At 40.5% G+C, this 13,414-nt stretch carries 14 protein-coding genes and 1 riboswitch; of the genes, 6 read left to right on the top strand and 8 right to left on the bottom strand.

Translation table 11 applies throughout. The annotated features are described in order from the left end of the window. Positions 1-368 precede the first annotated feature (368 nt). The 4 genes from BLQ53_RS10055 (at position 369) to BLQ53_RS18945 (ending at position 3,769) form a co-directional block, all read left to right on the top strand. A complete protein-coding gene (locus BLQ53_RS10055; protein WP_139180868.1) occupies positions 369-986 on the top strand; it encodes a hypothetical protein in 618 nt (205 codons plus the stop codon). Positions 987-991: 5 nt separating this feature from the next. Continuing rightward, on the top strand, positions 992-2,830 hold the full coding sequence (locus BLQ53_RS10060; protein WP_093727182.1) for a DUF6792 domain-containing protein: 1,839 nt from the start codon (positions 992-994) through the stop codon (positions 2,828-2,830). Next, positions 2,831-3,172, top strand: coding sequence for a hypothetical protein (locus tag BLQ53_RS10065; RefSeq protein WP_093727183.1), 342 nt, complete (start codon positions 2,831-2,833; stop codon positions 3,170-3,172). A gap of 447 nt (positions 3,173-3,619) precedes the next feature. Beyond that, positions 3,620-3,769 (top strand): hypothetical protein, encoded by a 150-nt coding sequence (locus BLQ53_RS18945; RefSeq protein WP_170829651.1) that lies wholly within the window; start codon positions 3,620-3,622, stop codon positions 3,767-3,769. A 695-nt stretch (positions 3,770-4,464) separates the two neighbouring features. Here the strand turns inward: BLQ53_RS18945 and BLQ53_RS10070 are convergent. From BLQ53_RS10070 to BLQ53_RS10105, 8 genes are all read right to left on the bottom strand, one after another. Continuing rightward, positions 4,465-5,277: an HAD-IIA family hydrolase gene (locus BLQ53_RS10070; protein WP_093727184.1), complete on the bottom strand. Its 813-nt coding sequence runs from the start codon at positions 5,275-5,277 to the stop codon at positions 4,465-4,467. Beyond that, complete coding sequence (locus tag BLQ53_RS10075; RefSeq protein ID WP_093727185.1) at positions 5,264-6,076, bottom strand: sugar phosphate isomerase/epimerase family protein; 813 nt, start codon at positions 6,074-6,076, stop codon at positions 5,264-5,266. The genes BLQ53_RS10070 and BLQ53_RS10075 overlap by 14 nt, the downstream gene beginning before the upstream one ends. Positions 6,077-6,082: 6 nt before the next feature. After that, positions 6,083-7,180 carry an ABC transporter ATP-binding protein gene (locus BLQ53_RS10080; RefSeq protein WP_093727186.1) on the bottom strand — a complete coding sequence of 366 codons (1,098 nt, stop codon included), beginning with the start codon at positions 7,178-7,180 and terminating at the stop codon, positions 6,083-6,085. Between the two features lie 13 nt (positions 7,181-7,193). Beyond that, positions 7,194-8,018, bottom strand: coding sequence for a carbohydrate ABC transporter permease (locus BLQ53_RS10085; protein WP_093727187.1), 825 nt, complete (start codon positions 8,016-8,018; stop codon positions 7,194-7,196). Next, positions 8,008-8,898: a carbohydrate ABC transporter permease gene (locus BLQ53_RS10090; RefSeq protein ID WP_244499321.1), complete on the bottom strand. Its 891-nt coding sequence runs from the start codon at positions 8,896-8,898 to the stop codon at positions 8,008-8,010. Before BLQ53_RS10090 ends, BLQ53_RS10085 begins: the two co-directional genes overlap by 11 nt. 136 nt (positions 8,899-9,034) lie before the next feature. Next, positions 9,035-10,327 (bottom strand): ABC transporter substrate-binding protein, encoded by a 1,293-nt coding sequence (locus BLQ53_RS10095; protein WP_093727189.1) that lies wholly within the window; start codon positions 10,325-10,327, stop codon positions 9,035-9,037. Between the two features lie 246 nt (positions 10,328-10,573). Further along, on the bottom strand, positions 10,574-11,176 hold the full coding sequence (locus BLQ53_RS10100) for a glycerol-3-phosphate responsive antiterminator (protein WP_093727190.1): 603 nt from the start codon (positions 11,174-11,176) through the stop codon (positions 10,574-10,576). Positions 11,177-11,275: 99 nt separating this feature from the next. Further along, positions 11,276-11,770 carry a hypothetical protein gene (locus BLQ53_RS10105; protein ID WP_093727191.1) on the bottom strand — a complete coding sequence of 165 codons (495 nt, stop codon included), beginning with the start codon at positions 11,768-11,770 and terminating at the stop codon, positions 11,276-11,278. A gap of 308 nt (positions 11,771-12,078) precedes the next feature. Then, positions 12,079-12,164, top strand: a riboswitch (cyclic di-GMP riboswitch). Positions 12,165-12,268: 104 nt separating this feature from the next. Here BLQ53_RS10105 and BLQ53_RS10110 point away from each other — a divergent pair. After that, positions 12,269-12,637, top strand: a complete 369-nt coding sequence (locus BLQ53_RS10110) for a hypothetical protein (protein ID WP_093727192.1) — start codon at positions 12,269-12,271, stop codon at positions 12,635-12,637. Between the two features lie 42 nt (positions 12,638-12,679). Then, positions 12,680-13,390, top strand: a complete 711-nt coding sequence (locus tag BLQ53_RS10115) for a hypothetical protein (protein WP_093727193.1) — start codon at positions 12,680-12,682, stop codon at positions 13,388-13,390. The last annotated feature ends 24 nt before the right edge of the window (positions 13,391-13,414 follow it).

Genomic DNA, 13,414 nt, shown 5'->3' on the forward strand with positions numbered 1-13,414 from the left:
ATGTTAACAACTTTAATTGTAGGAGGATGTAGGGTAATCAACGGAAATGGTTCCAATCAATATATTGATTATTGCATCCATATAGTTGAACGAAAATAAAAGTGGGTGATTACGACGTTTATAAGATAGTGTCCAATAGACCAGTTTTATTGTCATACCTTACAAAAAAATAATACTGAATCAGGTCCTTTTAACCTTGGACAAAAGGAGTGTTTTAAAGATTTCTACATCAAATATCTGGGAATGTATGGGGATGTTTTATATAATTTTAATGGCTGCAGCAATACCCATTTTGGAGGTTATGCTACGTGAGAATTAGAATTGTAATTGCCCTCATATTAACCACTTTAATTATGGGAGGATGCGGCGTGTCAGATGACGATGGTTCTAATCAAAGTTCGGGAAATGGAAACCAAAATGAAGTTGAATCCAAGCCGGATGTGGCAGCATTCAATGATCAATTTACCGAGAATTTTTTAATATCCACCGAACCCGTTAGAGAAGGATATTACCCGTTCAAGTCGGAAATCGGCACAATAACGATGGACTTTCCTGAAAATATGGTTGTGGGTGAAAAAAGCCATCAAATTGCAGACGGAAATCGTGGTGAAATGTTTGAGATATCTAGCGCTGATATGAATAGTAAAGTATTTACGAACCACTTATTTAAATACTTCAATTTTACGCGAGAGATAAAATATACGAAAGAAAGTATGGCAGGGAGCACAGGGGAAGAGCTCGATTTTAAGACAATGGATACGGGAATTAGCAATCAATACACTGAAATAGCGGAATATCAGGATGGTGCAGATGAATTCTTAGCTACATTAGTTTGGAACGATAATCATCAAGAAATACAAGTTTTCACAAATATGACTTGTAGAGATGACCTTAATGAGGATGAATGTAAGAAAGAACAAGAAAAAGCGAAACAAAGTGCTTTAGAGATTTTAAAGACAATAAAGATCTTGCCTGAAGAGGAGTGAACTATGTGTCATTAGATCAGATTACTTCCTCTAATATATGGATGAGACTTGTTGACGCCGAGTATGAAAATATGGATGAGCAAGAGTTTAGTGATAGATTTAAAACTATTTATCTAGAAGAAACTGGAGAGCTGTTTGAAGGGGAAATTAAGATGTATCACTCTTCTGATTCCGAAAAAATAAAAGGGATAAATTCCAGCTACGATGGCACAGCTTTTACAGTTTCTTACAGCGAAGAAAAAAATCTATATCTTATATCGCAAGGTACCCAGGGTGGATCAGACTGGTTATACAATGTAGAAGGCCCTTTTGCGAACGAGAAGTTTGATCAGGCTGAAGCTGCTAGGACCTTTGTTATTGAGGCGAAAGATCATTTCGATTTTAATCCCGATGAAGGTGAAGTCATTTCTTTCAATCACTCTTTAGGCCTCCATAATAGTTCTATGACTGGTTTGTCAGAAGAAGCTTTTGATGAAGTCTACGGAGTAAATGGTCTAACCTTTTCACCTTACGAGATAATCAGCTTCGATGCTAAATTTTATAATGCAGTAAGAAAGGAGTTTGATATCAAAAGAATTGAGGAAATTGATAAAATTCCTCTTGCTGACTTGAAAGGGTTTACAAAGGACTACTATAGTGATGCTCAGGTTACTATTTCTAATACTGTATCTGAAGATGACCCGCTGTATCTAATAAGTGAGAAATTTGGTTTTGTCCCATTTGATAACACAACAATGGTAGATACAAACCCAGAGGTATCCGGGCTTAAAGAATTGATAGATAATATACCAGATTCTAAGGTCAATGATTTGAGAAATCTTGCAGCTGCTTTCTCAAGAGGAAATCAAAAAGGTGGTTTCAATCAGGGATTAAATGAAGCTCTTGGTGTCAATATAACTAACCTGAAATCCTATAATGCTGTAGGAGTTGGAGCTTGGTACATTAATTATCCCGACGAAGTAGATGAAACAATGGAAGGGTTACAAGACAATTTGCCTGTTGTATTAGAAAATATACGTTTAATCGAAGAGAATTCCGAGGAGATATTTAATAGCTTATATGAATATGGGTATATATCTAAGGAACAAAAGGATGTAATGATAAAAGAGTTGACCAACTTAGAAAAAGAATTAACTCGATTAAATGATGCGGTGGATTTTAATGTGGATATGCATAATGAAGATGGTTGGTTCGATAAGATTCGCAGAGGGATAGGAGATACTGGATTAGCAGCTGTTGCCGCAATTCTATATTATAAGATCCCTAATATCCTGGACAGAATAAAGGAAAGCGGCACCCTAGAAAGTTTAGAAGGCATTGTGGAAAGTCACAGCATCACCGAAATGCTTAATGCACTAGCAGAAGGAAATAGGAGTTATGTCGGGAAAGACCTTGTTTTCACATCAGATACTGGAGGCGGGGATCCGATAAAAGTGAATATGTCTGCTGCTCTGAGGTTGTATACACAAGGTGTAACTTCTTTAGAGGTCAAGCAAACTCTTATTACCGAATTAGAGACGCTTGTAAGAGATGAAATAGAGTTCGCTTATAAAGATCAAAGATGGAAAGTTATGCATGAAATCTATAATGTAGAATCCAGTCCCAGTAGCTACGCATATGAGCTTGGACAATACAGATTCCCTTCTTATAAAATTAGCTCCGTGAATGTACTACACGAAATTCTCCCCTTAGAGCAAGCGGATCTTGATGAAGAGATAGCCGATATGAAACATTCCGTAGATACTGGTTTTAATTATATAGAAAATTATCGAAAAGCAATTGAAGATTTATTCAAAGAGGACGAAGAAGTATCAACACTGTTTGATTTGTCGAGGAGGATATGAATGTCTGAATTCTCTATTCAAGAATCTATCGTTTTGATCCCCGAGGAAGATTTTAGCTACAAGAAAGCAGTATTAAAAAGTAAAGTGGAAGATATTCTTGATGAAGATCAAGTCTTTTATAAGCTTGCCAATAACATTCTCGTTGGAGAAGATCAAAAAGGAAAAGTGATTGATACGATGAAAGATGTAACCAATAAAAGAAGCAGCAGAGATACCGGAATCAACGGAAGAGCGTTAGAGAAGATACCTACTATTGTACGAAATTTTAGCGATCAAGTTGCTAATATGAAAACGCAAAAAGCCACCATTACATTTAAAGAAATAGCATCCTTATATGATTAGATATAAACCCTATCGCAATAAGCATACTGGTTGCCTTGAAATCTTATCTTTATTGATTTAAATGCAAAAAAATGGAATACGGGTCCGGAATAGTGATTGTTAACGTAAGCTTCTATGGGGTAACAAGCGAATTGGTAACACATTTGAAACAAGTAACATCGCTAATGTAACCCGATCCGTATCCCGACACACAGTAATTCTTTAATTCCTTTTAGATTAATATGCGCGGTATATATCAACAAATAAAGGCAATTCAAATTAGTCAAAAAGCATAAACAGATTAAACTGTGGTTAGCTCCATTCCAGGTTTATGATTTATAATAATGTCGATTAGCGTCAATAATGATCGTTCGCATTAACAGCCTGTTTACAATGAATTGACCTTTCCTTAACAGGCTTCTGGTATCTTACTTATGTACCTTAATTTCTTAAAAGGGAGAGGTTTCCATGCTTAAAAAATGGATGGTGGCATTGGGTATGGTATCAGTTCTGACGTTGGCGGCATGTAATAATGATGATGAGGATCCAGCTGATGATGATCAAATCGAAGAACAGGAATCCGACGATACAGAGGAAGATAAAGAGCAGTCTGAATAACATATAGAAGCTTGAAAAGGCGTTCCGCTGTGGAATGCCTTTTAGTTTTATACGAAACTAACTTCAACTTGTTTCGTACAGAGAGCAGAACATATTTTAAGAAGGAGTGATTTTATCATTTGTCCAAAATGTAAAAATCGGATGATCACATGTTATACCGATGAAGGTTTGGCTGGAATAGTCGTTAAGAATCCGGAGGGAAAAGGGTTGTTCTCCAATAAGAAAACTACGCGTGTAAATCCTGTAGTTTGCAGCGATTGTGGTTATACAGAATGGTATGCTGATGACCCTGAGAGATTAAGGTGAGCATGTAACGAACTGCTGACAGGAGGGCAATAGCTTGCGCTTTTCCAATAGGAAGCAAATAAAAATGGGGTTTCAGTTGTTCTTCCTCAGTTGGGTTATGTTTATTTTAATTATACGAGCAAGCATACCTGATGGAGTCATTTCTACCGTGATTTCATACTTTTCCTCTACATAATTCCCCTATTATGATTTAAATCTATATTCCTAAAATCAGCAAACCATATATTATGAACGAGAATCTTTACCCCTTTCTGCCAGCAATTCTACAGGTGGGAGGTAAACAAAGACTCCCAGTCATTTGATGTTAAGTTTTAATCAGGCGGCATATATTAACATGAAAAAAACTTCAGACCTTTATGCAATCCAGTCTGAAGCTTTTTATTACACCATCAAGTATGCACCGCAGTGTCCCCAATAAGTCCATATAGATCATCTATTACATAATCCGGCTCTATTTTCGTTGTCTCCATATCTTGGAGGCTGGATGAGCCGGTCAATACGAGACAAGTGCTGATATTATTATTTTTCCCCATCACAATATCAGTATCAAGCCGATCGCCAATGATCAAGCATCTGTCTTTTGGAACATTCAAGTGTTCCATTACCTTTTGGATGTAATAGGCTGATGGCTTGCCGATGATGTCATCGATTTTGTGTCCAGCTGCGACTTCAATTGCTTTGGCAATTGCCAGTGTGTCGGCGATAAATCCTCCAGGAACTGGGCAGGCTGGATCGGGGTTGGTTGCGATAAGTTTGGCACCATTGCGTACGGCTGTCATCGCGGTATTCAATTTGTCGTATGTAAAGGCTCGGTCCAATCCAACCAGTACATGTGTGGCTTTCAACGGATCTCCGGTAATTCGCAAAGGGTAAGCTGCGAACTCTTTGGCAATGGCTGCTTCTCCCACAATGAAAACAGAAGCGTCAGGATGATCATCCATAAAGTAACTAGTAGCCAAGAAGGATGAGGTTATGACTTCTTCCAGTTTTGTTGGCAATCCAAGGTCGCATAGCAGTTGTTGGCATTCTTCTCTTGTTCGTGTTGGTCCATTTGTAATGTAAAGTATGCTTTTGTCATGCTTTCTTAATAGATCGATTGTATTTTTTACGCCGGGAAGAAGTTGATTCCCGACGTAAATGGTTCCATCCAAGTCAAAGCAATAGGCGTCAAAGTCGTCGATGTTTAGTTTATTTGAGCTCAAGATTCGCTTTTATTCTGCTTTGCAGCAGGTCTTTTCCTTCTTGAAGTTTTTCTAATGGTGTGTTTGGTGCATATTCCAGGATCAATTCAGCATGTGGTGCATCTTCACGGATGGCTGTGAAGATGGGGTCCCATTCGATTGTACCGTCGCCAATGACCAGATGTGTATCACCTTTTCCATCGTTATCGTGAAGATGCAATGCAAGCAAACGGTCTTTCGTTTCGTTTATCAATCGCGGGATATCCCAATTGTTTAAATGGGCGTGTCCCGTATCGATAAGGAATCCTGCTGTTTCATCGATATCAGCGAGGAATTTTGTGAATTCTTCTTGTGTGAAAAGGGAGCTGCCGTTATAGCCGACGTTCTCGATTGCCAGCTTTACATGTAATGGTTTGGCAATTCGGCAAAGCTCGCTGATGTATTCCTTGGCCCGCAACTGTGCTATTTGTTTATCAAACACAGGTGAGAAGCAGAATCCGGGATGGATGACGACGTGTGTTGCCTGGATGGAGCCAGCGAATTCGATCGCTTTTTTGTATTCAGTGAAAGCGACTTCCCGTGTTGCATAATTCTCACTTGTCAGGTTGATATCCCAGGCTGGTGGATGAATGGTATAACCGACAGGAATGGAGAGCAGTTTTTGTGCAAGTTCCTGGAACAAGTTTTCCATTGCGTTCCACTCTGGTCCGTCCATGAGTAATTCAATTTTGTCTGCGCCATATTCAATCAGTGTATCGATATTGTGCAATAGATTGTTGGATAATAGAGCCAGATCAGAATAGCAAATAGTTTTTTTCATCGTACATCACTCTCCATAAAAGTTTTTCGGATAACCGATGGAATTGGTTGTTTCTTTATCAAATAGGTGGATCTTATCCATCCGTATTTCTATATGGACTGTTTCATTCGGCAGCCAGTTTTTCGTCTCACTCATGGCGATCCATTCTTGGCCTTCCACATCGAGATAAACACCATAGCTGCTGCCGTGGTTCTCCACTTGTTTGACCTGACCTGTGATGCTGTTATCGAGTGGTATCTTACTTAAGTGAATATGCTCAGGTCTGGTGCCGAATGCCAGTTCAGTTGCTCCGGTTTCCTGAATGAAACGACTCCATTCTGGGCTCAACTGCAGCGCTTGCTTGTTAAATAGGAGCTTGTCCTGCTGAAAGTCTGCATCGACTACGTTCATCGGCGGGGAACCAATGAACTTGGCAGTGAAGATATTAGCAGGGCGATGGTATACGTTATCCGGCGTATCGACCATTTGGAGCTTCCCTTGATACATCAGGGCGATCCGGTCGCCGACTGTCATGGCCTCTGTTTGGTCATGGGTCACATATACAAGTGTTTGCTTGAAGGTTTCATGAATCTTGACTAATTCTTTCCGGGCAGACACACGTAATTGGGCATCCAAGTTTGATAGAGGTTCATCCAGCAAGAAGCAATCGCCTTGTTTCACAACTGCTCTGGCGAGGGCAACCCGTTGCCGCTGCCCACCGGACAAATCCTTTGGCAAACGATCTTTGTATTGTTTCAATTGCAGCATCTCCAGGGCGGCATCTGTGCGATGCTTGATTTCATCTGCAGACATCTTTTTCACTTTCAATCCATACGTAATGTTATCAATCACTTTCATATGCGGATATAAGGCGTAATTTTGAAACACCATGGCCACATTTCTTTTTCCGCTGGGCACGTCATTCACTTTCTGCTTATCCATATAAATAGATCCGGATGTAACGTCTTCTAACCCTGCAATCATGCGCAATGTGGTGGATTTACCACACCCAGACGGACCAAGCAGGATTAATCGTTCTCCTTCCTTGATGGTTAAGTTCAAATCTTTCACAACCTCTGTTTTGCCATATGATTTAGATACATGTTCAAATCGGATTTCCTTCATGATATCCCGCCCTTTACTTAATTCCTGATGAAGTAAACGTTCCAATGATGTAACGCTGGAACAGCAAATATAATGTCAATGGTATGATCATCGTAATGACAGCAACGGCCATGGCAACCGTGAAGTTGGTGCCGCCCTCAGAGCTGATATACATTTGCAGGGCCAATGGCAATGTATAATTATCGACCGTCTTCAAGATGAGTACCGGCCAGACATATTCATTCCACGACAGAATGAAGAACCAAATTCCAGTCGACGTGACCGCTGGCTTCACTAATGGAAGCACGATGTCTTTCATGATGCGCGCATGTCCCAGATTATCCAGTCTGGCTACTTCGATGAGTGAAACAGGGATTGTTTTCATCGATTGACGAAGCAGGAAGATCCCGACTGCATCAGCCAGCTGCGGCAAAATGACACCCCATACACTATCAGCCAGTCCAAGGTCGGAGATGACCAAATAATTCGGGATCATGGTGACGGAAAAGGGGATGAAGATTGTACTGATCAATACAAAGTACAGAATGTTCTTGCCTTTGAAATGGAAAAAGACGAATGCATATGCTGCCAGGAACGAGGTGAAAACTTTAAATAACGTAACGGTGGCTGCAATGATAAACGTATTAAAAGTAATCTTGACGACATCCAGACTTTCAAAGAAAGTTTGATAGTTTTCCAGTGTGGGGCTGATAGGGATGAAATTTAGTACATTGTTATATGCATCTTGTAATGGTTTGAAAGACGTTCCAATCGCAAAGATGATCGGAAAAATCAGGATGATGATCAGCCCGATGAATAATATATGCCAAGGTATCGATGCAAAGCGGTTAGTTTTCATAATGGATACCTCTTTCGACAAACTTGAATTCCAAAATAAGCAGAATGATGAAGATCAGCATCGTCAGAATCGACAAGGCAGCGGAATGTCCTGTCCGGTACAAAACGAAGGCCTCATGATAGGCCTGGTAAATCGCGTTGGAGCTGGCATAGTTCGGTCCGCCTTGGGTGATGACCTTGATCGGTGTGAAAACATACTGCAGTCCTTGGACGATGGTGATGATCAAGACATAAATGCCTGTAGCACTGCTCATTGGCAGTATGATATGGATGAATATCTTCCATAAAGGCACATTATCCAATCTGGCTGCTTCGATCACTTCCCTCGGGACACCATTGATGGAGGCATAGAGCACGATGAAGTTATAGCCGAAAACTTTCCAAGAAGTAATTACACTCAAGACGACAATCACCCAGCCATCCATCTTGCTCCAAATCGGCATCTCGATTCCAAACCAGCCCAGAATGATGGCGGCAGGTCCGGAGACGGGATTAAGCAGCCAGGTAAACAAGATTGAACCGACAACCAGTGAAATAACAGACGGTAAAAAAAGCGCTCCTTTATAGAAATTCTTGAATCGTTTCAATACGACATCGAGGACGAAGGCGAATATATAAGGAACAAAAAGATTGATCAATAATAATAAAACGATATAAAAAATCGTATTGCCAAACACTTTATATGTAATTGGATCTGACAGGATATCCTTATAGTTGGCAAACCCGACAAACTCCTTCGTCGGTTTCACCATATTCCAATCAAAAAAACTCAGATAGATAGTGTAGATGAAAGGCCAAAACATGAATAGTACAAAGACAATCAGAGAAGGGACCAGTAAGCAATATGCTTTCCAATGGTCTTTCGTTAAGGTGATTTTCAACAATTCCACATCCCGCATGTTTGTTTTCTTAAAGCCTCTTATAAAAGGGAGCAGTCATTCCGTAACGAACCTGAGCAGGGGGATACTCTGGTAAGTTAGGGAGATGCTGCTCCCTAAAAGAAGAGACAGCATGGCATTATTTTTTCAGCAGTGTGTTGATTTCTTCTTCAGTAGAGGTCAGCCCCTCTTTTACATCCACTTTACCGCCGAGGATTTCATCACGGATATCAAGCATTTTCTGCTCAGCTTCCAAGCCTGCATCTCCAGGGAAGGAAGTCCAAGGCACGACGCCATCCATTTGATCGATAGCTGCTTGCATCATTTCATTTTCTGCTAAGAAGTCTTTCAGACCATCTTCAGCTTCTGCTACATCCTTACGTGGCGGGACATAACCAGTACCTTCCGTCCACTTTGCCATGGATTCCACGCTGTACAAGTATTTCATGAATTCCCATGCCGCTTTTTGCTGGTCCTCTTCCTGAGCGGTGATGGCTAACATGGCACCGCCGGCCGGCAGACGTTTCTCTTTTCCTTCCCAAGCTGGGGAAGTAACAGCAGCAGCGTTGAATTGAACGTTTTCCTGTATTTGTGAGCGACGGGCAATCGTTGTATAAGCCATGGCAACATTTCCATCGATAAAGCTCTGAACACCTTGATCCCAAGGAACATGAAGTGCCGTTTCATCCTCCACAACCATATCTGTCAGCAATTGATACGCTTCGATGCCGTCTTTGGAAGCAAATGAAGCTTGTCCATCCGTCAGCATGCGGGCACCGTTACTTTCCAATAGCGCCTGCGTAGCCCAGTTATCAGCAGGTTCCTGCATATAGAACCCGTATTTACCGGTTTTCTCCTTGATCACTTTGGAGAATTCCCGCACTTCTTCCCATGTCTTCGGACCGTTTTCATTGAGTCCTGCTTCTTTCAGCATATCTTTGTTAATGTACAGAACGGGTGTGCTTAGGGAGTAAGGAATCCCCACTTGTGAACCATCTGAATTTTTGGCCAAGTCCATGACGTTTGGAAGGAAGTTATCTTTCAAGAATGATTCATCGTCCGAAAAATGTTGATCAATGACTTCCTGAGGTTCTACATAGCTGAAGTTATTGGAAAAATAATCTAGGAAGGACCAGCCAACCTGTACTACAGCTGGTGATTTACCAGAAGCCGCTTCTGCTTGCAGGTTTTGCATCAGTCCTTTGTACATGTCAGGGTTATATTTGGCGACGACTTCCACAGAATCGCTTTGTTCATTGAAGCTATTCACGAGCTCTTCTACTGTTTTTCCGCCTTGTGTTTCTGCATTGACATGCCAGTATTCAATGACTGTCTTTCCATCTTTGCCATTGGCAGCGCTACTCGAGTTTCCGCAAGCTACCAATAACAAGATGATGGTGAGAACACTGCACATTTTTACGAATAATTTCATGGTTTCTAAGATCTCCTTTTCGTAATGGTTTGTAAGTCAGGACTTCTATGCAGTATAAGGAACAGAGTTGTTCTTCTTCACCTCCTGAAATTAACGGCAGAAAGCGAAAAGAGACCTCAAATACAATGTATAGGTTGCTATACATCAAATTTGAGGTCTCTCTGTTCGCACCGTTTCTATTCACTTTATACTTATACAATAATGTCCAAGTGTTAGATTAGTATGAATGTAGTGTAAATCTTTCATTTACAAACTATTCAGGTCAATTTTCCACATATCCGGATTGGACGTGGTTACGGCAAGTGCACCATGTTTTAATGCATCCTGCGCATGATCGATAGAATTGAGCAGGCCGCCTGTAATGGTTGGCACCGGAGAAACTGCTGATATCTTTTGGAGAAAGTCGGGTGCCCGGCATGGCATAATTTCAATGATATCAGCTTGGATGCGACTAACGTCTTTGAGCAGATTCGTATAAACTTCCGTATCAATTAAAAAGATTCTCTGAACTACGACGAGTCCGCTGGCTTTTGCTTTTTTGATAACACCATTTCGTGTCGTCACAATCGCATGCGGCTGCACATTCCGTTTGACAAATTCTATCCCGTCCCGGTCCATTTCCAGCCCGCCGATTTTCTCCACATGCAAAATGACAGGCAGACCATGTGATTGGATGAATTCGACATACTTTCGCACGGTCAGGATGGTACCTGTCATCAATAAGACAGCGCTGATGTTATCTTTATACTTAATTGCTTTTTCTAGATGCTTCGGCTCTTTTACAGAGGCAACCATTTTGTGAGAAGTGAGTCTTTCTTGCAGGGTAGCGCGTGCGTGATTGTAGTTCATATGTAGTCCCTCTCCGATAGCGTGTATTTATCGATAGTTTATAGTTTTTTTGGATGATTTAAAAGAGAGGGATGTATTCCGTGTAAGCTCGACTGTCATTTATAAACTTTTACACAAAACAATTACCCAATACGGAGTAGCCTGTGCAGGAATACTTTTCGTAGTTGGTCCATACACCACAATCAAATCGCGATTCGCTAGATTTCCTGTAAAAGCTTGCCCGTTCGTCAGTACTAATGGTGTATATGGCGAAATATTCAGCTGTAATTGTCCATCACTGCTCACCAGCTGATTATCAAAAAAACTGACTTTTACATTCTGATTCTGGTTTTCCTTCACCATAACAAGTGCTGGAAACTGTGGAGGGTAAATTAGAATCGCAGGAGCATCTCCATCATAATAGCCAGTCACACGATCGCCTACGGATATCATGCTATGATCAACGAAATAAGTCGTAGGGGATACAACAAAGTTCACGATCGATCCAGTTTCATTTTCGACAGTGAAGAATTTATAGCAGCCGTCGGCTCGGCCATTCCCCATAAAATCATTAATCATCGTTACGGTTCCTTGGAAAGAATAAAAATTGGTCATATGTTTACCTCCATTGCTTTCCATGTACGATATGTAGGTCATTGCCTAAAGGACTGGGCGAATGCCTAGAAAAATTGAGCAATTAATACTTTCTATATTTAAATTCTCCGTGGTTAACCGATATAAGAGGAGTAGTTCTTTGGTATCTAGTAAAGTGGACCTGCGATCGTGTCGAAGAGTACTCATGGGCGACTGATTATACCTATTAAATGGATTAGAAGTGATAATTAGACAAAGGTATATAGGTAATTTATAATGCATAAGGGTATGCGAGGGTATGTTTGCGTGTATTTAGTACTATAATCTTAGAATCTAACAGGCAAACTTATCAAAAGATAGGGACGCAAAGCTACGAGTCTATATCCATATGGATGATGACAGTCGGGTTGCCAAGTATTATATGCTCATTGGCTATCCTTGTTGGTAAGGATAGCCTTTTTTTCACACTCAAGTTTTAGTTACTAGGTAGAACAGACTTTAGTAAAGGGAGTTAACAAGATGATAGTCGTAGATAAAAAGAAATACAAGATGGAGATTGAGGAAAGTTCCAAAGAAGTACGTGTACAAGTGCATGGATTGATGAGGGAAGAAGATGCCGAAGGATATATGGTTGATTTACAGGAGACGATCGGTAAAGTCTCTAAAAAAGATTATACGTTTGTCGTCGATGGGACGCATCAAACGCCAGTACCATCCAAAGTTGTATCGCAGTTAGAGCAAACAATGCAATTTTACTCCACTTTAGGGTTTAAGGATACCATTGTAATAAAACCATCTTCTAAAATTGCGCAAGTGCAAATCAGAAATGCGCTTGAAAGGATTGAATTCACAGGAAAAATGATAGATAGAGTAGACCAATCTAGGTAGTGTTCGGCCTGTAAAATTTGTTGTTGAAAGGGAGAATATATCATGCAAGCAACACAAGAATTATATACATATGAAATTTTAACGAATGACCAAACGGAGCTGATCCAGAAAGCCGCTGAATGTCTTGCCCGTACGTTTATTGGAGTAGATGTGGAAGGGAAATGGGTGCAAGAACCGATGGTTGGACAGTTGAATATTGAGTATGAAGATTTTTATGCTTTTACGAAAGATTATTTGGATTCAACTGTAGATCAAGGATATTGCGCAGTCGCTTTAGACTCTGATAATCATGTTGTGGGTGTGCTTGCGGGTGACACCAATGCACCGGAAATTATTGGTGAAGATGTATTCGAAGGTTCTTTCTATGATATGAACGTCATCCTTCATGTACTGGAGGACGTAGACAAACGATTCATCGAAGACTACCAAAAACGCAGCGGCAAAGATATTGCCGATGGAGATCTGTTACACCTGTTCATGCTGGGTGTGATAGCTGAACAGGATCGTCATGAAGTAATTATGCAATTAGGAAATAAATTGATTACAAAAGCAGCATCGCAGGGGCTGAAGGCAATAGTGGGTGAAGCGACTAATCCGAAATCGATTCGTGTGATGGAAAAGTACCACAACATGAAAAAATATAAAGATTTCGAAGGTAACCATATTGTTCATAAGTATGAAGATAACGACAAACTGCAGGGCATCCCTGTAGATGTAGCAGATGGGACATATATCATAATAAGGGAACTTTAAAATAAATTATCCTGATTCAATCGT

The organism is Terribacillus halophilus, assembly GCF_900101385.1.
Lineage (GTDB): Bacteria > Bacillota > Bacilli > Bacillales > Amphibacillaceae > Terribacillus > Terribacillus halophilus.

Coding starts and splice junctions, on each gene's coding strand:
- BLQ53_RS10065 (WP_093727183.1), top strand. CDS start 2,831: ATGTCTGAATTCTCTATTCAAGAATCTATCGTTTTGATCCCCGAGGAA.
- BLQ53_RS18945 (WP_170829651.1), top strand. CDS start 3,620: ATGCTTAAAAAATGGATGGTGGCATTGGGTATGGTATCAGTTCTGACG.
- BLQ53_RS10075 (WP_093727185.1), bottom strand. CDS start 6,076: ATGAAAAAAACTATTTGCTATTCTGATCTGGCTCTATTATCCAACAAT.
- BLQ53_RS10080 (WP_093727186.1), bottom strand. CDS start 7,180: ATGAAGGAAATCCGATTTGAACATGTATCTAAATCATATGGCAAAACA.
- BLQ53_RS10085 (WP_093727187.1), bottom strand. CDS start 8,018: ATGAAAACTAACCGCTTTGCATCGATACCTTGGCATATATTATTCATC.
- BLQ53_RS10095 (WP_093727189.1), bottom strand. CDS start 10,327: ATGAAATTATTCGTAAAAATGTGCAGTGTTCTCACCATCATCTTGTTA.
- BLQ53_RS10100 (WP_093727190.1), bottom strand. CDS start 11,176: ATGAACTACAATCACGCACGCGCTACCCTGCAAGAAAGACTCACTTCT.
- BLQ53_RS10105 (WP_093727191.1), bottom strand. CDS start 11,770: ATGACCAATTTTTATTCTTTCCAAGGAACCGTAACGATGATTAATGAT.
- BLQ53_RS10110 (WP_093727192.1), top strand. CDS start 12,269: ATGATAGTCGTAGATAAAAAGAAATACAAGATGGAGATTGAGGAAAGT.
- BLQ53_RS10115 (WP_093727193.1), top strand. CDS start 12,680: ATGCAAGCAACACAAGAATTATATACATATGAAATTTTAACGAATGAC.